Annotated in this window: 19 protein-coding genes; 9 read left to right on the top strand and 10 right to left on the bottom strand. The window is 68.8% G+C overall.

Translation table 11 applies throughout. The features are described 5' to 3' along the window. Positions 1-112 precede the first annotated feature (112 nt). Positions 113-823, top strand: a complete 711-nt coding sequence (locus KOL93_RS06415) for a DUF4191 domain-containing protein (protein ID WP_221584469.1) — start codon at positions 113-115, stop codon at positions 821-823. A gap of 62 nt (positions 824-885) precedes the next feature. Here KOL93_RS06415 and KOL93_RS06420 read toward each other — a convergent pair whose 3' ends face one another. Continuing rightward, positions 886-1287 carry an RDD family protein gene (locus KOL93_RS06420; protein WP_221584470.1) on the bottom strand — a complete coding sequence of 134 codons (402 nt, stop codon included), beginning with the start codon at positions 1285-1287 and terminating at the stop codon, positions 886-888. A 158-nt stretch (positions 1288-1445) separates the two neighbouring features. Between KOL93_RS06420 and glnA the strand changes: the two genes are divergently transcribed. Next, entirely contained in the window at positions 1446-2870 is a 1425-nt protein-coding gene (gene glnA, locus KOL93_RS06425) for a type I glutamate--ammonia ligase (RefSeq protein WP_221584471.1), read from the top strand. A gap of 138 nt (positions 2871-3008) precedes the next feature. Here the strand turns inward: glnA and KOL93_RS06430 are convergent, their stop codons facing one another. The 8 genes from KOL93_RS06430 to rpsP all read right to left on the bottom strand — a co-directional run bounded on the left by KOL93_RS06430 (position 3009) and on the right by rpsP (position 11224). Beyond that, entirely contained in the window at positions 3009-3677 is a 669-nt protein-coding gene (locus KOL93_RS06430) for a GntR family transcriptional regulator (protein ID WP_221584472.1), read from the bottom strand. Between the two features lie 112 nt (positions 3678-3789). After that, complete coding sequence (locus KOL93_RS06435; protein WP_221584473.1) at positions 3790-6813, bottom strand: bifunctional [glutamine synthetase] adenylyltransferase/[glutamine synthetase]-adenylyl-L-tyrosine phosphorylase; 3024 nt, start codon at positions 6811-6813, stop codon at positions 3790-3792. A gap of 8 nt (positions 6814-6821) precedes the next feature. Further along, entirely contained in the window at positions 6822-8156 is a 1335-nt protein-coding gene (locus KOL93_RS06440; RefSeq protein WP_221584474.1) for a glutamine synthetase family protein, read from the bottom strand. Positions 8157-8213: 57 nt separating this feature from the next. Continuing rightward, a complete protein-coding gene (locus KOL93_RS06445) occupies positions 8214-8390 on the bottom strand; it encodes an SPOR domain-containing protein (RefSeq protein ID WP_221584475.1) in 177 nt (58 codons plus the stop codon). A 9-nt stretch (positions 8391-8399) separates the two neighbouring features. Continuing rightward, positions 8400-10007 carry an apolipoprotein N-acyltransferase gene (lnt, locus tag KOL93_RS06450; protein ID WP_221584476.1) on the bottom strand — a complete coding sequence of 536 codons (1608 nt, stop codon included), beginning with the start codon at positions 10005-10007 and terminating at the stop codon, positions 8400-8402. A gap of 10 nt (positions 10008-10017) precedes the next feature. Next, positions 10018-10575, bottom strand: coding sequence for a ribosome maturation factor RimM (rimM, locus tag KOL93_RS06455; RefSeq protein WP_221584477.1), 558 nt, complete (start codon positions 10573-10575; stop codon positions 10018-10020). Beyond that, the gene (locus tag KOL93_RS06460) at positions 10575-10805 is read right to left on the bottom strand and encodes an RNA-binding protein (protein WP_221584478.1); all 231 of its coding nucleotides are present in this window, start codon (positions 10803-10805) and stop codon (positions 10575-10577) included. The genes rimM and KOL93_RS06460 overlap by 1 nt, the downstream gene beginning before the upstream one ends. An 8-nt stretch (positions 10806-10813) precedes the next feature. Further along, the gene (gene rpsP / locus KOL93_RS06465; protein ID WP_221584479.1) at positions 10814-11224 is read right to left on the bottom strand and encodes a 30S ribosomal protein S16; all 411 of its coding nucleotides are present in this window, start codon (positions 11222-11224) and stop codon (positions 10814-10816) included. Positions 11225-11531: 307 nt separating this feature from the next. Here rpsP and KOL93_RS06470 point away from each other — a divergent pair, with 307 nt between their 5' ends. From KOL93_RS06470 to KOL93_RS06490, 5 genes are read left to right on the top strand one after another with little or no spacing between them, the layout of a single operon-like run. Next, the gene (locus KOL93_RS06470; protein ID WP_221584480.1) at positions 11532-12542 is read left to right on the top strand and encodes an iron-siderophore ABC transporter substrate-binding protein; all 1011 of its coding nucleotides are present in this window, start codon (positions 11532-11534) and stop codon (positions 12540-12542) included. Further along, positions 12539-13591: a FecCD family ABC transporter permease gene (locus KOL93_RS06475; protein ID WP_221584481.1), complete on the top strand. Its 1053-nt coding sequence runs from the start codon at positions 12539-12541 to the stop codon at positions 13589-13591. Before KOL93_RS06470 ends, KOL93_RS06475 begins: the two co-directional genes overlap by 4 nt. Next, positions 13591-14649 (top strand): FecCD family ABC transporter permease, encoded by a 1059-nt coding sequence (locus KOL93_RS06480; protein ID WP_221584482.1) that lies wholly within the window; start codon positions 13591-13593, stop codon positions 14647-14649. The genes KOL93_RS06475 and KOL93_RS06480 overlap by 1 nt, the downstream gene beginning before the upstream one ends. Then, the gene (locus tag KOL93_RS06485) at positions 14646-15485 is read left to right on the top strand and encodes an ABC transporter ATP-binding protein (RefSeq protein ID WP_221584483.1); all 840 of its coding nucleotides are present in this window, start codon (positions 14646-14648) and stop codon (positions 15483-15485) included. The genes KOL93_RS06480 and KOL93_RS06485 overlap by 4 nt, the downstream gene beginning before the upstream one ends. Then, a complete protein-coding gene (locus KOL93_RS06490; protein WP_221584484.1) occupies positions 15482-16408 on the top strand; it encodes a siderophore-interacting protein in 927 nt (308 codons plus the stop codon). The genes KOL93_RS06485 and KOL93_RS06490 overlap by 4 nt, the downstream gene beginning before the upstream one ends. A gap of 6 nt (positions 16409-16414) precedes the next feature. Here the strand turns inward: KOL93_RS06490 and KOL93_RS06495 are convergent, their stop codons facing one another. After that, positions 16415-17386, bottom strand: a complete 972-nt coding sequence (locus KOL93_RS06495; protein WP_221584485.1) for a sugar-binding transcriptional regulator — start codon at positions 17384-17386, stop codon at positions 16415-16417. 104 nt (positions 17387-17490) lie between these two features. Here KOL93_RS06495 and KOL93_RS06500 point away from each other — a divergent pair, with 104 nt between their 5' ends. Both KOL93_RS06500 and KOL93_RS06505 read left to right on the top strand, forming a co-directional pair. After that, a complete protein-coding gene (locus tag KOL93_RS06500; protein WP_221584486.1) occupies positions 17491-19185 on the top strand; it encodes a glycerol-3-phosphate dehydrogenase/oxidase in 1695 nt (564 codons plus the stop codon). Between the two features lie 102 nt (positions 19186-19287). Next, entirely contained in the window at positions 19288-20043 is a 756-nt protein-coding gene (locus KOL93_RS06505; protein WP_221584487.1) for an MIP/aquaporin family protein, read from the top strand. The last annotated feature ends 17 nt before the right edge of the window (positions 20044-20060 follow it).

Raw genomic sequence — 20060 nt, forward strand, 5'->3', positions numbered from 1 at the left:
GCACGCCCCTGACGTGGCTCGACCCCGTGATTGTGGACGAATCCGGCGGATCCGCGGGTGTGCACACGCTGACCCGCATTCGACACGCCGCTCGCCCACGTAGGATGGGGGCATGGCATCACGCACGTCCGAGCCCGAAAAGCGTCCTGGGTTCTTCACCACGATCAAGAACCTCTTCTCGTTCACCCGCGAGGAGTACTCGTGGGTCGCCTGGGTGCTCCCCCTCGTCCTGGTGGCGGGCATCGGCGTCGGCATCCTGCTCGCGTTCTTCTCGGGACAGCCATGGTGGGGATACATCCTCTGGGGCATCTTCGGCGTGATGATCGGCATCATCGCCTCGATGCTCATCATGAACCGCCTCGCGACGAAGGCGATGTACAAGAAGATCGACGGCATGCCAGGCGGCGCCGGACACGTGATCGCCAATATGCTCGGTCGGCGCTGGCGCGGCGAGGACATGCCCGTCGCCGTCAACCCCAAGACGAAGGATGCGGTCTACCGTGCTGTCGGCCGCGGAGGAGTCGCGCTCGTCGGCGAGGGATCCCGCAAGCGCCTCGAGAAGCTCATCAAGAAGGAGAAGACGACGGCACTGCGCATTACGCACGGCGCGATCCCCGTCACCGTCTTCTACGTGGGCCACGGCGAAGACGAGATCCCCGTCTCCCGCCTCGCGTCGTCGATCAAGAAGCTCCCGAAGGCCGTCGACAAGGCCGGGATGCACCAGCTGATCGCGCGCACCGAGTCGATCGGCCATGGCGTCTCATCGCTGCCGATCCCGAAGGGCGTCGACCCGACCAAGGTGCGAGCCCCGAGGCCGCGCTGACGGCATGCCGGATACGACGAGGCCCCCGCCGCGGCGGGGGCCTCGTCATATCCGGTGGGGCGTCAGCCACGCACGATGACCGTGTCGGCGAGCAGGTCATGAAGTCCGCGCTGATTCTCGTCCCAGATGGCCGCCGGGATCACGAGCACGATCAGCACCGACCGCATGAAGGGGCGCCAGACCCCTACCCACCCGCCGCCGCGACGGATGACTCGCAGTCGCCAGAGGCGATGGCCCGGACTGCCGCCGGCGGTCGGGAGGAAGATGGTCTGGATCACGATGAAGATGAGGAGCGTCGACCACCACTCGTAGTCGAAGAAGGCCATCGAGAGAAGGACGACGGCGGCCCAGTCCGTGACGAACGCGCCGACGCGTCGGCTCAGCGGGGCGATGCTCCCCGGACCAGCGGGGGGCAGGCCGATCGACTTGCCGGGATATTCCTGCGCGGGGGTGTCTGGGCTCACCGCTCCAGCCTATTCGCCGGGCGCATTTGTGCTGACGGCGAGCACCCACGTAACCTCCAGGAAACATTCGAGACATTCTCGGGCAATGCCCCGCGGATAGCTTCGACGGGTCACCCTTCACGGGCGGCGACCCGAAGTCCCACCAATCTGGAGCCTCCATGTTCAAAGACTCATCCGAGGTGCTCGCGTTCATCAAGGACGAGGACGTCAAGTTCGTTGACATCCGGTTCACCGATCTGCCCGGTGTCCAGCAGCACTTCAACATCCCCGCATCGACCGTGGATGAGGACTTCTTCACCATCGGTCAGATGTTCGATGGCTCCTCGATCCGCGGCTTCGCCAGCATCAACGAGTCCGACATGCAGCTCATCCCGGACGTCTCGACGGCCTATCTCGACCCGTTCCGCGAGAACAAGACGCTCGTGATCGTCTTCGATATCTACAACCCGCGCAACGGCGAGATCTACTCGAAGGACCCGCGCCAGGTCGCCAAGAAGGCCGAGAAGTACCTCGCGTCGACCGGCATCGCCGACACCGCGTTCTTCGCGCCCGAGGCCGAGTTCTACATCTTCGACGATGTGCGATACGAGGTCACGCAGGGCAAGAGCTTCTACTCGGTCGACTCCGAGGAGGCCGCGTGGAACACCGGTCGTGAGGAAGAGGGCGGGAACCTCGCCAATAAGACTCCCTTCAAGGGCGGCTACTTCCCCGTGTCCCCCGTCGACAAGCACGCCGACATCCGCGACGACATCTCGCTCCAGCTGATCGAGGCGGGCCTCGAGCTCGAGCGCGCACACCACGAGGTCGGAACGGCCGGCCAGGCCGAGATCAACTACCGCTTCGACACGATGGTCCACGCGGCCGACGACATCCTGAAGTTCAAGTACATCGTCAAGAACGTGGCCGACCAGTGGGGCAAGACCGCCACATTCATGCCGAAGCCGATCTTCGGCGACAACGGCTCGGGTATGCACACGCACCAGTCGCTGTGGCTCGACGGCAAGCCGCTGTTCTTCGACGAGCAGGGCTACGCGCAGCTCTCCGACGTCGCACGCTGGTACATCGGCGGGCTGCTGAAGCACGCTCCCGCGGTTCTCGCGTTCACGAACCCGACGATCAACTCGTACCACCGCCTCGTCAAGGGCTTCGAGGCCCCGGTCAACCTCGTGTACTCCGCCGGCAACCGCTCTGCCGCGGTCCGCATCCCGATCACGGGATCGAACCCGAAGGCGAAGCGCCTGGAGTTCCGTGCTCCCGACTCGTCGGGCAACCCGTACCTCGCGTTCGCAGCCCAGCTCATGGCGGGCATCGACGGCATCAAGAACCGCATCGAGCCGCACGAGCCGGTCGACAAGGACCTCTACGAGCTTCCCCCCGAGGAGGCCAAGGACATCCCCCAGGTCCCCGGCACGCTCGCCGAAGCGCTCGAGGCGCTCCGCGAGGACCACGCCTTCCTCCTCGAGGGCGGCGTGTTCACCCAGGAGCTCATCGAGACCTGGATCGACTACAAGTACGAGAACGAGATCATTCCGATGGCCCAGCGCCCTCACCCGTTCGAGTTCGAGCTGTACTACGGCGTCTGATCCTCGCCGCGGCGTCCACGACGCCGTGCGGATTGCGAATGCCCGGGGTCTTCTCCCCGGGCATTCGCCGTCCCCACCCGCGTCCGGCGTCTGAGCATGCGCCGCGGCCAGATCGCCGCGTGCATCGGCGACGCCGTGTCAGTCGCCGTCGACGAAGTGCTCGCGTGTGGCCGCCTCGACGCTGCGCAGATGCACCGCCATCGCGCCGCGGGCGCGTTCGGGATCGCGATCGCGGATCGCCTCGATGATCGCGAGATGCTCGGGGAACGAGACGCGCGGGCGGTTGCGCGTGCGGGCCAGTCGGATCCGGAATCGCGCGTTCTGCGCGCGAAGTCGGTTGACGATCGTCGGCGCGATGCGCATACCGCTCACCTCGAGCACGAGGTCGTGGAGCGCCCTGTTGCATTCGGAATACGCCTCGACGTCACCCTCGTCGACGCACACGCGCATGCGGTCGCCGATCGCGACGAGCTGCGCGATCTGCTCATCACTCGCCGCCGTCGCCGCGTGCCAGGCGCACAGGGACTCGATCGCCGCGCGCAGCTCGACGATCTCGAGCGCCTCGACGACGTCGATCGCGCGCACCCGGGCGCCGCGATTCTGAAGGCGCTCGACCATCCCCTCGAACGCGAGGTTGCCGAGCGCGGTGCGCACGACGCTGCGAGTGACGCCGTAGTGTTCGACGAGGTCCGCCTCGATGAGTCGCTGATTCGGCGCCAGCTCGCCGGCGCTGATCGCCCGCCGCAGTTCGTCGGTCAGCCCGTCGACGCCGAGCTTCTGGCCGTCGCGTGTGTTCGTCGTCGTCATGCGTGTCCCCCTTCGGAACCCGTCAGGCGTCGTGTGCCCTGGATCCGCCGCTGAGCGTCATCGTCGATCATATTGTTCACAATCGCGTCTGACTACCCGCACACCATGATGATCACAGATCGTAGAAGACGTTCTCGTACGTGCGTCGCGCTCGGCGCGCCGTGCGCAGCCAGTCCTCTTCGATCTCCCACGCGGATCCGGGCGGCATCTCGAGGATGCGCGCGACGCCGTCGAGGGCATGAGAGTCGGTCGGGAGCACGTCGCTGTTGGACCCGGTCAGCAGCGTGTTCGCCGATCGCAGGCGGGTCGCAAGACGCCAGGCCGCGCCCAGCTGCTGCGCCTGCTCCTCTGTCAGGATGCCTTCGTCGTACGCCGCCTGCAGCGCGTGCAGCGTCCGGGGCGTGCGGAGGTCCGCGATGCGGTGCGCGTGCTGCATCTGGAGAAGCTGCACGAGCCACTCCACGTCGCTCAATCCGCCCGGGCCGAGCTTGAGATGACGGCTCGGATCCACCCCCTTCGGGATGCGCTCGCTCTCGACCCGCGCCTTGATGCGCTTGATCTCGCGCACGTCTTCGGTCTTCGCCTGGGCTGGGTATCTCACCTCGTCGACCATCGCCATGAAGTCGTCGCGCAGCTCGGGCGTTCCTGCGACGGCGCGAGCGCGCAGGAGCGCCTGCGCCTCCCACGACACGGACCAGCGCGCATAGTAGGCGCGGTAGGCCTCGAGTGTGCGCACGATCGGACCGTTGCGTCCCTCCGGACGCAGGTCGGCGTCGAGGTCGAGCGGGACCCGGTGGTCCTGAGAGGCCTCGCGCAGCGTGCTCACGATGCGGCGTGCATACGACTCCGCGACCTGCGGGTCGAGGTCGGGCGCGCGGTAGACGTACAGCACATCGGCGTCGGACCCGAAGCCCACCTCGCCGCCCCCGTAGCGTCCCATGCCGATGATCGCGAACTCGATGCTCGCATGCTCGTCGGGCACCACGTCGCGCCGGACGGCACGCAGGGTCGCCTGAAGCGTGACGTCGGTGATCGTCGTGAGCGCCGTCGTGACGTCCTTGATGGACAGCTCCCCGAGCATCGATCCGATGGCCGTGCGCAGCAGCTCGCGACGACGGATCCCACGGATCGCGCGCATCGCGTCGTCGAGCGACGGGCGCCGCCTCTGGATCGCGCGCGCCTCGAGGTCGAGCACCTCCATCGCTCGCGGGCGGAGCTGCTCGGCGCTGTCGAGCCAGCCGACCGACTCGGGGATCCATTCCATGAGCTCGCCCACGTAGCGCGACCCGCTCAGCAGCATCGTGAGCGATTCGGCCGCACCAGCGGAGTCACGCAGCATCCGGAGGAACCACGAGCTCTCGCCGAGCCGCTCGCTGATGCGGCGATACGCGACCAATCCGTAGTCGGGATCCACCCCCTCCGCGAACCAGCGCAGCATGACGGGCATCAGCGTGCGCTGCACCGTGACCTTGCGGCTGACGCCGCGTGTCAGGGCGCCGATGTGGCGCAGAGCGCTCTTCGCGTCACGGAACCCGATCGCCGAGAGACGGTCGTGGGCCTCGTCGCCGGTCAGCGCCCGCGCATCGTCCTGGGTCGCGGCCACGGCGGAGAGAAGCGGCCGATAGAACATGCGCACGTGGATATCGCGTACCTCGTCGCGGACACGCCTCCATGTGGCCGTGATGTCGGTCGCGGTTCCGCCCGCTGCTCCGACCGCGGGGTCGAACAGTCCCGTGGAACGCGCCAGAATCCTGCGACGCTCGTCATCGGACGGTATGAGATGCGTGCGTCGCAGCTGCTGCAGCTGCAGGCGGTGTTCGAGAAGGCGGAGCAGACGATAGTCGGTCGCGAAGGCCGCCGCGTCGCCGCGCCCGATGTATCCGCGATCCACGAGCGCCTCGAGTGCCGAGAGCGTGCCGCGCTCACGGACGAGCTCGTCGGATCGCCCGTGCACGAGCTGCAGCAGCTGCACGGTGAACTCGACGTCGCGCAGCCCGCCCGGTCCCAGCTTCACCTGCCGGTCGACCTCGTCGCGGGCGATGTTGTCGCTGACGCGCTCGCGCATGGCCTGCACGCTGTCGACGAATCCGGCGCGCTCCGAGCTCGACCAGACGAACGGCGCGGTCGCCGCGACATAACGCGCACCGAGTTCGACGTCGCCGGCCAGCGGGCGGGCTTTGAGGAGCGCCTGGAACTCCCACGAGTGCGCCCAGCGCTGGTAGTAGGCGATGTGCGAATCGAGTGTGCGCACGAGAGCCCCCTGTCGACCCTCGGGTCGCAGGTTCGCGTCGACCTCCCACAGCGGAGGCTCGGTCTCGAATGCGTCGATGCCGCGCATCGTCTGCGCTGCGAGGCGCGTGGCGATGTCGATGCCGCGCGCCTCATCGAGATCGGCGTCGTCGGCGACGCCCGCGACGAAGATGACGTCGACGTCCGAGACGTAGTTGAGCTCGCGCGCGCCTGCCTTGCCCATGCCGATGATGGCGAGCTTCGTCGCGACGACCTCATCGCGTGGAAACAGCCCACGGGATCCCATGCCCTGCGAGATCTTCGTGCGCGCGACCGCAAGCGACGCCTCGATCGCAGCTGCCGCCGCATCGGACAGCGCCGCCGTCACGTCGCGCACGGCCTCGACCGGATCCGGGGCCGCGAGATCGAACGCCGCGATCTGGAGGAGGACACGACGGTAGGCCACCCGCAGCGCGTTCCACGCGTCGGCGTCGTCGCTGCCCGCGAACCCCTCCGCCGCGTCGACGGCGGCGAGCAGCTGGCGCTGCATCTCGCCGGCTGCCGGCAGCCGGACGCCGGCCGTCACCAAGTCGGCGAGCACCGCCGGCCGCCGCAGGAAGAAGTCGCCGAACCCCTGCGATGCTCCGAGCACCCGCCACAGGTTGCGGGTGCCGCGCGGATCGGCGAGAACCTCGCGCACGGGGCGCGCGTCGCGCCGGGCGATCGCGAGGACGGCGCGCACTGCGGCATCTGGATCCGCGCTGCGCGCCGCGCCGGCGACGAGATCGTCTCGGCCGACGTCCGTGAGCTCGGCCAGCTCGTCCAATGCCGCGGAAGCATCGGACAGGTCAGCGAAGCCCGCCCGCGCGAGGACCGAGCGGATGGACGGGCGTGCAGGAGGTGTCACCGGCGAGATCAGATGATGTCGAACGTCGTCTTCAGCTCGAGCGACGTAACCTGCTCGCGGTATTCCTCGAACTCGCGGCGCTTGTTCGCGAGGACGTAGCTGAACACCTGCTCACCCAGAGTCTCGGCGACGAGCTCGCTCTCTTCCATGCGCGCGATCGCATGATCGAGACTCGACGGCAGCGGCCGGTAGCCGAGCGCACGGCGCTCGGCACTGCTGAGCGCCCAGATGTTGTCCTCGGCCTCGGGGGGAAGCTCGTACTCGTCTTCGATGCCCTTGAGACCCGCGGCGAGCATCAGCGCGTACGACAGGTACGGATTGGCCGCGGAGTCGACCCCACGGTGCTCGACGCGCGCCGACTGCCCCTTGCCGGGTTTGTGCATCGGGACGCGGATGAGCGCGGAGCGGTTGTTGTGCCCCCAGGCGATGTAGCTGGGCGCCTCGTCGCCACCCCACACGCGCTTGTACGAGTTGACGAACTGGTTCAGCACGAGCGAGATCTCGTCGGAATGACGCAGCAGACCCGCGACGAAGTGACGCCCGGTCTGCGAGAGCTGATGCGGCGCAGTCTCGTCGTAGAACGCGTTCGTGTCGCCTTCGAAGAGCGACATGTGCGTGTGCATGCCGCTGCCCGGCTCGCCGGCCAGCGGCTTCGGCATGAACGTCGCGTGCACGCCCTGCTCGATCGCGACCTCCTTGACGACCGTGCGGAACGTCATGATGTTGTCCGCCATGGTGAGCCCATCCGCGTAGCGCAGATCGATCTCGTTCTGGCCCGGGCCGCCCTCGTGATGGCTGTACTCCACGGAGATCCCGAGGTCTTCGAGCATGCGAACGGCCCGACGACGGAAGTCATGGGCCGTGCCGCCAGGCACGTTGTCGAAGTAGCCCGCCGAGTCGACGGGCACGGGAACCTCGCCGCGCTTCCCCGGTTTGAAGAGATAGAACTCCATCTCGGGGTGCGTGTAGAACGTGAAGCCCGCATCCGCCGCCTTCGAGAGCGTGCGCTTCAGGACATTGCGGGGATCCGACACCGCCGGCTGGCCGTCGGGAGTCGTCAGATCGCAGAACATTCGCGCCGTCGGATCGACGTCGCCGCGCCACGGCAGCAGTTGGAACGTCGTCGGGTCGGGGTGCGCGAGCAGGTCGCTCTCATGGATACGCGTGAGACCTTCGATGGCCGACCCGTCGAACCCGATCCCCTCGCTGAATGCCCCTTCGACCTCGGCGGGCGCGATCGCGACGGATTTGAGCGTTCCGACAACGTCGGTGAACCACAGGCGCACGAACTTCACGCCACGTTCCTCGATCGTGCGGAGCACGAAATCCTGCTGCTTGTCCATGCCAGTCAGCCTAGTGGCTCTGCCGGTTCGGACATGTCATGTCAGGAGGCGCTGCCCCTATTCGTCCTCGCGGCGCTCCTCGTCTTCCCAGGCCTTCGCGCGCTGTCGGAGAAGCTCTGGAGCGTGTGCCGCCTCCTCCGCCGTGTCGAAGGGACCCGCGCGGTCGAGGGCGGGCGATTCAGGCCCGTGCTCGACCTCGCCCGTGCGGAGGTTGTACCAGTAGCTGTCAGCCATGCGGCCAGGCTACTCGCTCGCGGAGCCCTTCTCATCGGGAGCGAGCTCGGCACGCAGTCGCCTCAGGCGGTCGAGCGCCCCGCCTGCAACTGCGAGGCCGAGAATCGGGATCCACAGGAGGAAGGCGCGGAGCTGCTCCCCCATCGCGATCGCAGGCGTCGTGCCGTCCCTCAGCTCGACGTCGGCGATCATCGCCCCGGGTTCGTCCGCCGGGATCTGCTGAAGGGTCTCACCGTCAGGTGCGATCACCTGACTCGTGCCGACCGTCGAGATGTTGACGACGCTGCGGCCCGTCTCGATCGCCCTCATACGCGCGACGGCGAGCTGCTGCAGGTTCTCGTCGGTGCCGCGGAAGTCGGCGTTGTTCGTCTGGAACATCAGCACCTGCGCGCCGTCGTCGACGCCCTCGGCGATGAGGTCGTCGAACAGCACGTCGAAGCAGATCGCGAGCCCGATGCGCACATCATCGACGTCGACCACGGGCGCGTCGGCTCCTGGCTCGTACTCCCGCTGGATCATCCCGATGAGCGAGGGCACGATCGCCTCGTACAGCTCGCGCTGCGGCACGTACTCGCCGAACGGCACGGGGTAGCGCTTGGAGTGCGTCTGCGTGACGCCCTCCTCTTCCCAGAGCATCGAGCGGTTGTAGACGAGGGAGCCGTCGGAGACCGCGGCGTTCATGAGGATGGGGGCGTCGTACGTCGCGACCGCACGATCGAGTGCCTCTGCCGCGATCGGATCGGCGAGAGGATCCGCGTCGACGCCGCCTTCGGGCCACACGACGACGTCGACGTCCTCACCGACGACCGTCTCCGATGCCGCGAGCTGCGCCTGGAGCACCTCGTAGGGCTCTCGCTGATCGAGGTACGCGGCGGGCCCGTCGCCCTGAACGGCGCCGACGCGGATCGTGCCGGCCGCCTCCGTCGGGAACTGCGGAACGACGACGAGGACGGCGAGAAGGCCCGCCGGTGCGACGAGCGCCCAGACCGCCCGCACGCGACGCCCGCGCACAAGGAGTCTGACGCCCTCCACGACGAGAGCGACGACGAGCACCATCGCGAAGGTGAGACCCGCGACGCCGACCCACGACGCGACGGGCGCGAGCGGGCTCTCGGCCTGGGACATGCCGATGCGGCCCCAGGGAAACCCTCCGTACGGCCACGCCCCCATGATCAGCTCTCGCGCTGTCCACAGGCCCGCCACGAGCGCGCCGGTGGCCGGGAGGTACCAGCGTGCACGCGGAAGCACCTGCGGGACCCAGCGATACGCCAGCGCGATCGGGATCGCGCCGAGCCCCATGAAGAGCGTCTGAACGGACGCGAGCGCGACCCACGGGACCCATCGCAGCGGATCATCGCCGAGGAACTGCGCCGCCCAATCGATGTGCGGGAAGTAGAAGGCCGCCCCGAAGAGGGATCCGAGGAGGAGAGCCCCTCCCGCTCGCCGCCCGATCAGCGACACGAGCGACAGCGCCGTCGCCAGGAACGCGAGCGGCCAGATGCCGAGTGCGGGGAACGAGGCATCGAGGAGCAAGCCCCCGCACACCGCTGCGACTGCGGCGAGCCACAGCGACAGAACGGGACGTTCGCCCGGCGAGCTCGTCTGCGCGGACCGCATGGAGCCGGTGCTACTGCTCGTCGTCGGCGAGCTCTTCGAAGAGCCCCGGCGGCGGTGTGAGCACCACGCGACCGCGACCGAGGTCGACCTCGGGGACGATGGCCGCGACGAACGGCACCATCACCTCGTGGTCGTCCACCGACACGATGAGCAGGTCCTGGGAGGGGAGGTGGTCGACGCGGGAGACGCGTCCGATGACCTCGTCTCCGCGGACCGCGTCGAGACCGACGAGCTGGTGGTCATACCAGGCATCGGGCTCAGTCGAGGCCGTGTCCTCGTGATCGACCCAGAGAATCGCGCGCGCGAGCGTCTCCGCCTCGTTGCGGTCGTCGACGCCTTCGAAGAAGATGACGGGGCTGGCGTTCATCCAGCGGAACTCGCGGACTGTGACGGTCTCCCGGTGCCACTTGGAGTGCTCCGGCACCTGGAGCGTGAACGTCGCTCCCGGGACGAGCCGACCGTCGGGGTCGTCGGTGTAGAGCTCGAGCTTCAACGCGCCCTTCAGCCCGTGTGCCTTGAGCACACGGCCGACGCGGAGCTGGTTCTTGGGGGTCTTCGCAGCCGACATCAGTCGTCAGCCACGTCGACGCGCACACGCCGACCGTCGGCGAGAGCCGAGATGAGCGTCCGCAGTGCCTTGGCGGTCCGGCCGCCGCGCCCGATCACACGACCGCGATCCTCGGCGGCGACGTGCACTTCCAGCACATCCCCCCGCGAGGAGGCGGACTCGTCGACGCGCACATCATCGGGGTGATCGACGATGCCTTTGACGATGTGTTCGAGCGCGGCAGCCAGCACGATGTGTCTTACTCCGCCGACTCGGCGGGAGCGTCCGCCGCGGGAGCCGACTCAGCCGGGGCCTTCTTCTCGGCCTTGGGCTGGACGACCGACTTCTTCGAGGAGTTCGCCTCGTAGGGCTTCTTCTCCTCGGCGACCTTGAGCGTGCTCTTGGCGTCGGGGTCGCCCTTGAACTTGCCCCAGTCGCCCGTGATCTTGAGGATCGCGGCGACCTGCTCGGTCGGCTGCGCGCCGACGGACAGCCAGTACTGCGCGCGCTCGGAGTCGACCTCGATGAACGAGGGCTCCTCGGTGGGGTGGTACTTGCCGATCTCCTCGACCACGCGACCATCGCGCTTGGTGCGCGAGTCGGCGACGACGATGCGGTAGTAGGGTGCGCGGATCTTGCCCATGCGCTTCAGACGGATCTTGACAGCCACGATTCTCCTGTGGATTGGAAGAGTGAACGAACCAGTCGCCCTGCGCGTGGGGTGATGCACGCCGGCGGAAGCTCAATAGGGGTGGCCCGCGGCGTCAGATAGAGGGTCGAACGCGCGGTCCAACGTCCCATTCTGCCAGATGCCGCACGTGTTCGCGAACACGTCGCACCGCTCGCGCGGCCTCGCATGACACTCGCAGTTTGCATATACTCGGCAATTAGGTGAGCCTTACCTGAGTGAGGTCACCCTGACCTCCGCCGGATCCTGCCCGAGGATCCCCCTCCCCCTCATGGAAACGAGGTAGCTCGTGCACCTGCATCGTGTCTTCGCCGTCGGCATCTCCGGCGTCGCCGCCCTCTCGCTCGCCGCGTGCTCATCCGGCTCGAGCGACGGCGCCCCACCCGCGGACGAGACGATCACGGTCGAGCACGCCCTCGGCACCAGCGAGGTTCCCGCGCACCCCGAGCGGGTCGCGGCGATCGGCTGGGGCAATCACGACACCGCGCTGGCGCTCGGCATCGCCCCCGTCGGCGTCGACGACCAGACCTGGTCGATGGACGGCAGCGACGGCCTCGGGATCTACGAGTGGTCACTCGACGCGTACGACGAGCTCGGCGCTGAGGAGCCCGTCGTCTACGATACGACGGACGGCGTCGACTTCGAGGCGATCGCCGACAGCGCGCCGGACGTGATCATCGCCGCGCAGTCCGGTCTCGGCGAGGAGGACTACGCGACGCTGAGCGAGATCGCCCCGGTCGTCGCCCACCCCGACGTGCCCTGGTACACCTCGTGGCGGGACTCGATCCTGCTCAACTCCCAGGCGCTCGGGAAGGCGGAGGACGGCGAACAGCTCGTGGCAGACATCGAGCAGCAGATCTCCGATGCGACCGCCGATGCGACCGCGATCGACGGCAAGACCGCCGCGTTCTTCTCCTTCACGCCGTCCGACCTCTCGACCGGGTCGATCTACGCCGAGGGCGACTCGCGCTCCGGGCTCCTGAGCGACCTGGGCTTCTCTGTTCCCGAGGCCGCGGTCGAGGCCGCCGAGAGCGGCACCTTCTACGCCGACATCGCCGCGGAGAACGCCGATCAGCTGTCCGACGTCGACGTCATCGTGTCGTACGGCGACGACACGCTCATCGAGGCGCTGCAGAACGACCCGCTGTGGAGCACCGTCCCTGCTGTCGAGAAGGGGGCGATCGTCACCGTCGGTGCCGGCAGCCCGCTGAGCGGTGCGGTGAGCCCGAGCGCGCTGTCCATCCCGTGGGTGCTGGACGAGTACGTCGCGCTCCTGAACGACGCCGCATCGGCCGAGTGACCACGACCGCCGTCCGCCTCGACGCCCCCGCTCCACAGGCGGGGGCGTCGAGGCGCGCCCTTCTGCTGGCAGGCGGCGTCGCGGCGGTCGCAGCGGCAGTGCTCATTTCGCTCGCGTTCGGCTCGAGGACGGTCGGGATCGATGAGATCGTCGACGGCCTCGCCACGTGGCTGCGCGGCGAGGTCCCGGCGGATATCGGCGCCATCTCCGTGCAGGAGAGGATCCCGCGTACGGTCCTCGCGGTCGTCGCCGGTGCGGCGCTCGCCCTGTCGGGCGCCGTCATGCAGGCGGTCACGCGGAACCCCATCGCCGACCCCGGGATCCTCGGCGTCAACACGGGCGCCGCATTGTTCGTCGTGTGCGGCATGGCGTTCTTCGGCATGTCGTCGACGTTCGAGTTCCTCGGGCTGGCTCTCGTCGGCAGCGCTCTCGCCGCGGTCTTCGTATACATGGTCGGATCCGTCGGGGCCGGCGGCGCGACGCCGATCAAGCTCGCGCTCGCCGGGGCCGCGACGACCGCCGCTCTCTCCTCTCTCGTGAGCGCCGTCCTTCTCCCGCGCGCGCAGGCGATGACAGAGTTCCGGTTCTGGCAGGTCGGCGGCGTAGGCGGCGCGACGTGGGAGTCCATGGCGCTCGTCGTCCCCCTGATCGCGGTCGCGGCGCTCGCAGTGTTCGTCCTCGGGCCGGGGCTCAATGCGCTCGCTCTCGGCGACGACGTCGCCGTCGGACTCGGCGTGCGCGTCGGGCGCACGCGCGCCCTCGCTGCGGTCGCGGGCGTGGTCCTGTGCGCAGCCGTCACGGCCGTCGCCGGCCCGATCGCCTTCGTGGGCCTCATGGTCCCGCACATCGTGCGCCTGCTGTCCGGCCCGGATCAGCGCTGGCTCCTGCCGTTCTCCGCGGTGGGAGGAGCGATTCTGCTCACGCTCGCCGACACGCTCGGCCGCGTGGTCGGCTCCCCCGGCGAAGTCGAGGCCGGAATCGTGACGGCGTTCCTCGGCGCCCCCGTTCTCGTGCTGATCGCGCGCCGCACCCGTATGAAGGCGCTCTGATGTCCGTGCTCACGCAGACCGTCGGAGCGACGCTCGACCTCCCCGACATCGGCACCGGCCGCCGCCGCCGCGCGCGCCGCCGCCTCGTCGGCATCTCGGCGCTGTCCGTGCTCGTCATCGGGCTCGGCTTCGGGATGCTCATGCTCGGCCAGACGATCTACCCGGTCGCCGACGTCGTCGCCGTCCTCTTCGGCCACGACGTCCCGGGAGCCTCGTTCACCGTCGGCACGCTCAGGATCCCACGCGCCGTCACCGGCGTTCTCGCGGGGGTCGCCTTCGGAATCGCGGGATCGACGTTCCAGACGATGCTTCGCAATCCGCTGGCCAGCCCCGACGTCATCGGCATCACGTCCGGTGCGAGCGCCGCAGCCGTCCTCTCCCTCGTCGTCCTCCACCTGTCGAGCGGCCTGACGACGCTGTTCGCGCTGGTCGTCGGCATCGCGACCGCGGCGGCCATCTACCTTGCCGCGCGCGGAGGCGAGGCGACGGGCGGGCGCCTGATCCTCATCGGCATCGGCATCGGCGCGATGCTCGACTCCGTCGTCGCGTTCCTCATCCAACGCGCGGCCGAATGGGACGTTCCGGCCGCGATGCGCTGGCTGACAGGCAGCTTGAACGGCTCTCGCATGGAGGATCTGCCTCCCCTCGTCGGCGCGGTCGTCGTGCTCGTGCCGGTGGTCCTCGTGCTCTCGCGGAGCCTCAGCGCACTCGAACTCGGCGACGCCTCCGCGACCGCCCTCGGCGTCCGCGTCGATCGCACGCGCGTGCTCCTCATCGTGTCCGCGGTCGCGCTCGCCTGCGTCGCCACCGCGACGACGGGGCCCATCGCGTTCGTCGCCTTCCTGGCAGGACCCATCGCGCAGCGCATCGTCGGCGCCGGCTCCTCGCTCGTGATCCCTTCCGCGCTCGTGGGCGCCTGTCTCGTGCTCGCCGCGGACCTGCTCGGTCAGTTCGCCTTCGATACGCGCTTCCCCGTCGGCGTCATCACGGGGATCCTCGGCGCGCCCTACCTCCTGTTTCTCCTGTTCCGCATGAATCGTCTCGGAGGATCCTCGTGACCGTTCACCACTCCCTCGAAGCACAGGCGCTCTCGGCCGGCTACGGCGCACGCACCATCGTCGACGCGATCGACCTCGCGCTGCCCCCCGGCCGGATCAGCGTGATCGTGGGCGCGAACGCGTGCGGCAAGTCGACCCTCCTGAAGACGTTCGCTCGCCTGCTCGCCCCCGCATCGGGCGCCGTCCTCCTCGACGGCGCGCGAATCGACCGCACGCCCACGAAGCGACTCGCGCAGACGCTCGGCCTGCTCCCGCAGATGCCCGTCGCCCCCGAGGGCATCGTCGTCGCGGACCTCGTCGGGCGCGGACGGCACCCGCACCAGAAGCTCTTCCGCGCGTGGACCGCGGACGATGAGCGCGCTGTCGCGGAGGCGCTCGCGGTGACGGGCACCACAGATCTCGCCGACCGCGCCGTCGATGAGCTGTCCGGGGGCCAGCGCCAGCGCGTCTGGATCGCGATGGCGCTCGCCCAGGAGACCGAGCTGCTGCTGCTCGACGAGCCGACGACGTATCTCGACCTCGCGCATCAGGTCGAGGTGCTCGATCTGATCACCGACCTCAATCGCAAACGCGGGACGACGATCGCGATGGTCCTGCACGACATCAACCTCGCGGCACGCTATGCCGATCATCTCTTCGCCCTGCGGGGCGGGGAGCTCGTCGCGAGCGGCGCGCCGAGCGACGTCGTGACGGCCGAACTCATGAGCGACGTGTTCGGACTCGACAGCACCGTGATCCCGGATCCGGTATCCGGCACGCCGCTCATCATCCCGCGCGGACGACACCACGTGCGCGCCACCGCCCCGAACGTCCCCCTGACAGGAGTCTCCGCATGAGCACGACCGCCCTCGCGACCGACACGCGGCCGATGCGGTTCTTCCGCGTGCGAGTCACGCGGATCCAGGACCTGACGCCCAGCTTCCGCCGATTCACCTTCAGCGGCGGGGACCTGCACGAGTACGGCGATCCCGGGTTCGACCAGCGCGTCAAGGTCGTCTTCCCGACCGACCGTCTGACGATCGACGATATGCCGACGGGTGACGACTGGTACACGGATTGGCGCGGGCTCCCCGACGGCGCACGTCCGCCGTTCCGCACCTACACGACGCGCGCGGTGCGCCCCGAGGCGAACGAGATCGACATCGACATGGTCGCCCACGACGTGCAGGGACCGGCGTCCGCGTGGATCGACCGTGCAGGCGTCGGCGATGAGGTGCTCGTACTCGCACCCACGATCCACGCAGAGGGCGTGCCGCTCGGCGTGGACTTCGTGCCGCCGGCCGCGACCGAGGAGCTGCTGCTGGTCGGCGATGAGACGGCCGCCCCCGCGATCGCCGTCATCCTCGAGCAGCTGCCGCGCGAGGCGACGGGCATCGTCGTGCTCGAGGTGCCGGACGACCGGGACGCGGCCTACCTGCCCCCGCACCCCGGCTTCCGGGTCTACGCGGCCGGGCGCAGATCCGGTGAACGCCACGATCATCTCGTGCGCGTCGTCGAGGCGCACGCGGGCGTGCTCTGCCCGGACGGGCGCGGGTCCGACGTCGAGGAGATCGATGTCGACCGCGACCTGCTCTGGGAGGTCCCCCGCACCGCCAAGGGCGGCGCCGCCCTCAAGAGCGCGCCGCTGTACGCCTGGATCGCCGGCGAGGCGAGCGTCGTCAAGACGCTGCGTCGACACCTCGTCCGCGATGTCGGCGTCGACCGTCGCGCCGTCGCCTTCATGGGCTACTGGCGCCTCGGACGGGCCGAGAACAGCTGAGGGACCTCACGTCGACGCCAGCGCCTCTGCGAGCGATTCGTCGAGCACGACGTCGGTGATGATCCCGGCCTCCAGGGCGGCGCGCACGCTCTGCAGCTTGTGCTGCCCCGCGGCCACGCACACCCGCCGCGGCACTCGGCGCAGGCGGTCCAGCGTCGGCCCGGTCGCGCGCGCGTTGAGTCGGACGTCGCGCCACGTCCCATCCCCGCGGAAGAACACCGTCGCGACGTCGCCGACGGCACGGTCCTCGGCGAGGCTGCGGTAGTCGTCGCGATCAAGGTAGGCCCCCACGTACACATGACTGGGCACATCGGATGATGGAGATCCGACGCTGAAGACGGCGATGTCCATCCGCGCCTGCAGATTCAGCACCCGCTTCGTCATCCGCTCCCGCCACATCGCCTTGCGGGTCTCCGGGTCGTCGAAGAACGCGGGCACGGGGAACTGCTGCACTTCCGCGCCGAAGGCCGTGCCGAAGCGCTGCAGGATCTCGCTCGAGTACTCCACGCCCGTCGTCTGAGTGTTCCCGGCGCCGTTGAGCTGCACGACGGTCGTATTGTGCGTCGCCTTCTGCGGAAGGTGCCTGCTCACGACGCTGAGCGTCGAGCCCCATGCCACACCCACGACCATGTTCGAGTCGACGAACTGCGCGACGACGTGCGAGGCGGTCCGTGCGACGCGGTCGAGTCGGTCGGCCTCGCTCACCCCCACCGGAACCGGAACGACGTGCGCGGTGATGCCGAACCGACCGTGCAGCCGCGCTTCGAGTCCGCCGCCATGCGCGAGCGGCGAGCTGATCCGGATGTCCACGATGCCCGAGCTCCTCGCATAGCTGAGCAGCCTCGACACCGACGATCGCGACACGCGCATCTCACGTGCGATCGCCTCCATCGTCCTGTCCTGGAGGTAGTAAAGACGCGCCGCGGTGAGAGCGGACTCGACGCGCGGATCGCGCGGATTATGCGTCTCGCTGACCATGATTCCTCCTGTCGCGCACCGCATCTGCACATATGTGCACACGGTTTGCTCGTTTGTGTGGTCGGCGAGAAGGCTATACCGAGCTCCCCGAGAAAGGCACCCGCATGACTGACACCGCCCCGCTCCCCGAACGCTCCTCCGTCCGCGCTGTGCGCGAGTCCGGACGCACATCGGTCGTCGTGATCGGCGGCGGCATCAACGGGATCTCGACCTTCCGCGACCTCGCACTGCAGGGCGTCGACGTCGTCCTCGTCGAACGGAGCGACTTCGCCTCCGGCGCGTCGGCCGCATCGAGCCACATGGTCCACGGCGGCATCCGCTATCTCGAGAACGGCGAGTTCCGCCTCGTCCGTGAATCCGTGCAGGAGAGGAACAGGCTCCTCCGGCTGGCGCCTCACTTCGTGCGCCCCCTCGAGACGACGATCCCGATCTACTCGACGTTCTCGGGGATCCTCTCCGCCCCCATGCGCTTCCTCACCCACAAGTCGGGCCGCCCGCAGGAGCGCGGCGCGGCGCTCATCAAGCTCGGGCTCATGATCTACGACCTGTTCTCGCGTGACGGCGGCTCCGTCCCCCGCCACCGTTTCCTGCGTCGGCGGAAGGCGAGCGAGGACCTTCCCGCGCTCGATGAGCGCGTCGCCTACACCGCGACCTACTTCGACGCGTCGATGCACGACCCCGAGCGCCTCGCGCTCGACGTCCTCCTCGACGGCCTCGACGCCCATGAGGGCGCCCACGCCATCAACTACGCCGAGGCGGTCGGCTCGACCGAGAACGGCGTGCGGATCCGCGACCGCGAGACCGGTCAGACCTTCGACATCGCCGCAGACGCGGTCGTCAACGCATCGGGCCCGTGGACGGACCTCACGAACGACGCGCTCGGCACGCCGACGCGGTACATGGGCGGCACGAAGGGGTCGCACATCGTGCTCGACCATCCGGAGCTCCTGGCGGCGACCCGCGGCCGCGAGATCTTCTTCGAGCACTCGGACGGCCGGATCGTGCTCATCTACCCCCTCAAGGGCCGCGTGCTCGTCGGGACGACGGACATCGACGCCGACCCGCGCGAGAAGGCCGTCTGCACGGAGGAGGAGGTCGACTACTTTTTCGACCTCATCCGCCACGTCTTCCCCACGATCGACGTCGACCGCTCGCAGATCGTGTACCGCTTCTCGGGGATCCGCCCCCTTCCTCGCCACGAGGACACCGCCCCAGGATTCGTCTCGCGCGACTACCGGATCGAAGTGGACGACTCCCGCGGCATCCCGTTCGTGAGCCTGGTCGGCGGCAAGTGGACGACCTTCCGCGCCCTCGGCGAGTCGCTCGCGACGCGCGTGCTCGAGCTGATCGGCTCGCCGCGCGTTACCGACACGCGACAGCTGCCCATCGGCGGCGGACGCGACTTCCCCACGACCGACGCGGCGCGGGCGGCATGGGCGCAGACGCACCTCGCCGGCGCCGGAGACCGCGCGGAGCCGCTGCTCGCGCGGTACGGCACCCGCGCGGCGGACGTCTGGCGCTTCGTCCAGGACGGCGACGACGCGCCCCTCGCCCACGACGATCTGTCGACGCGGGAGCTCGAGTGGATGGTGCGCGAAGAGCAGGTACGCCGGCTCGGGGACGTCGTGTTCCGACGCACGAGCCTCGCCTTCACCGGGCGCATCGAACGCCGGACGCTCGACGAGATCGCCGACCACCTCGCACCGCTCCTGCAGTGGGACGCCGCGCGCCGCGCCCACGAGGTGGAGTCGGTGCTCCAGGACCTCGGCGAGCATCACGGCGTGATGCTCGCCGCATGACGACCCCTGCGGCGTCATGAGCGTCGACCGCGTCGACGCAGAGCAGGACCCCATACACATCAGCGCGTCAATGACTGACGCGCCCGAAAGGTCATCGAAGACATGAATGAACTGAATCCGGTGCTGTACTTCCTCTCGGAGTTCGTCGGCACGTCCCTCCTGCTGCTGCTCGGCTGCGGCGTCGTCGCCAACGTGGTGCTGGCGAAGACCAAGGGCTTCGCCGGCGGCATCATCGCGATCGCGTGGGGCTGGGGCCTCGCCGTGTTCGTGGGCGTGCTGGCCTCCGCGTACTCCGGATCGATCCTGAACCCGGCCGTCGGCGTGGGCCTGCTCGTCACCGGCACGATCACGCCCGTGATGTTCCTCATCGCCACGATCGCCGAGGTGCTCGGCGGAATCTTCGGCGCCGTCCTGTGCTGGATCGTCTACAAGAAGCACTTCGACGCCGAAGAGGACGCCGGCAACAAGCTCGGCGTGTTCGCCACGGGTCCGGCCATCCGGTCGTACGGTCTCAACTTCATCACCGAAGTGATCGCCACCTTCGTGCTCGTCTTCAGCATCCTCGCGTTCGCCGACTTCGGCGACATCAACGTGGGCGTCCCCGGCGATCTCGGACCGCTCTCGGCGCTCCCCGTCGCGCTGGTTGTCGTCGCCATCGGCCTCTCCCTCGGCGGCCCCACTGGCTATGCCATCAACCCGGCGCGTGACCTCGGCCCGCGCATCGCGCACGCGATCCTGCCGATTCCCGGCAAGGGATCGAGCGACTGGGCCTATTCGTGGGTCCCGATCGCCGGCCCCCTCGCCGGCGGAGCGCTCGCGGGCTTCGCGTCGCCGGTTCTGCTCGGCTTCGCTTCCTGATACCGTCACCAATCGCA

Source organism: Microbacterium salitolerans, from assembly GCF_019720895.1.
Classification (GTDB): domain Bacteria; phylum Actinomycetota; class Actinomycetes; order Actinomycetales; family Microbacteriaceae; genus Microbacterium.

Coding starts and splice junctions, on each gene's coding strand:
- KOL93_RS06415 (WP_221584469.1), top strand. CDS start 113: ATGGCATCACGCACGTCCGAGCCCGAAAAGCGTCCTGGGTTCTTCACC.
- glnA (WP_221584471.1), top strand. CDS start 1,446: ATGTTCAAAGACTCATCCGAGGTGCTCGCGTTCATCAAGGACGAGGAC.
- KOL93_RS06430 (WP_221584472.1), bottom strand. CDS start 3,677: ATGACGACGACGAACACACGCGACGGCCAGAAGCTCGGCGTCGACGGG.
- KOL93_RS06440 (WP_221584474.1), bottom strand. CDS start 8,156: ATGGACAAGCAGCAGGATTTCGTGCTCCGCACGATCGAGGAACGTGGC.
- KOL93_RS06445 (WP_221584475.1), bottom strand. CDS start 8,390: ATGGCTGACAGCTACTGGTACAACCTCCGCACGGGCGAGGTCGAGCAC.
- lnt (WP_221584476.1), bottom strand. CDS start 10,007: ATGCGGTCCGCGCAGACGAGCTCGCCGGGCGAACGTCCCGTTCTGTCG.
- rimM (WP_221584477.1), bottom strand. CDS start 10,575: ATGTCGGCTGCGAAGACCCCCAAGAACCAGCTCCGCGTCGGCCGTGTG.
- KOL93_RS06480 (WP_221584482.1), top strand. CDS start 13,591: ATGTCCGTGCTCACGCAGACCGTCGGAGCGACGCTCGACCTCCCCGAC.
- KOL93_RS06490 (WP_221584484.1), top strand. CDS start 15,482: ATGAGCACGACCGCCCTCGCGACCGACACGCGGCCGATGCGGTTCTTC.
- KOL93_RS06495 (WP_221584485.1), bottom strand. CDS start 17,386: ATGGTCAGCGAGACGCATAATCCGCGCGATCCGCGCGTCGAGTCCGCT.
- KOL93_RS06500 (WP_221584486.1), top strand. CDS start 17,491: ATGACTGACACCGCCCCGCTCCCCGAACGCTCCTCCGTCCGCGCTGTG.
- KOL93_RS06505 (WP_221584487.1), top strand. CDS start 19,288: ATGAATGAACTGAATCCGGTGCTGTACTTCCTCTCGGAGTTCGTCGGC.